The organism is Oleiphilus sp. HI0086 (genome assembly GCF_001635225.1).
On sequence record NZ_LWFZ01000329.1, the window covers coordinates 1 to 732 of the forward strand.

The 732-nt window shown below is 44.5% G+C and carries 1 protein-coding gene; it reads left to right on the top strand.

Features of this window, described 5'->3' with window-relative positions; all coding sequences use genetic code 11:
• Positions 1-732 (top strand): DUF6160 family protein (locus A3756_RS27235; RefSeq protein ID WP_197481159.1); only part of this gene is annotated, 732 nt, incomplete at both ends.

The window sequence follows — 732 nt, forward strand, 5'->3', positions numbered from 1 at the left end:
GTAGAAAGTCAGTGGGAGATCGGAGAGTTCGCATATCACGATGCAGGCTATTTGTTGATTCAAGGTATCCGTATGGGTGGTAACTCGTTGGGTAATGGTACGGGCTCTGCAGGTACGATGCTTGACAACTTACGGCTTGAGATTGACATCGCCGGTGATGGTACCGACGGTGATAATGAGCTTGCATATGGTTTTTCCAATATGCGTGATATTGCTCAGATGTATGTAAATGATGGGAATACTGATACGACGTTTGTTAGTGTTGCAAACGGTATTGACTCAACTCGTGATAACGCTGTAATTGACGATAAGCGCACATATGGTGATGGTGATTTGGTAATCCATTTTGACTTTACTGATGGCTGGGCTTCAGAAGGCGGTATCGATCAGTATAGAGCTGACGGTAGATTTGGATTAGACGATTTTCATACTGCAGAGCTAGTCCTAGAGCATGCTGTCGACTTTCGTCTTGAAATCGATGCAATTGGCTTGGCAAGTTCAAGTTATGAGCTAGGTTCTGCTGGTCTAGATACTGATGGTCAGGGTCCCGACCAAGGTGCTGCTGGTACAACTACCTTGATTAGTCAATTAGGTATCCAGGGTTACTTAGGTCCTGATGACTTACATCTTGAGAACAATGGTAACGGCTTTGATGGATCTGGACCTCTAGGTGGTAATACGGGTAAGGCTGACTCCAAAATATACTGGGGTCGTTACTTTAAGATTACAGAT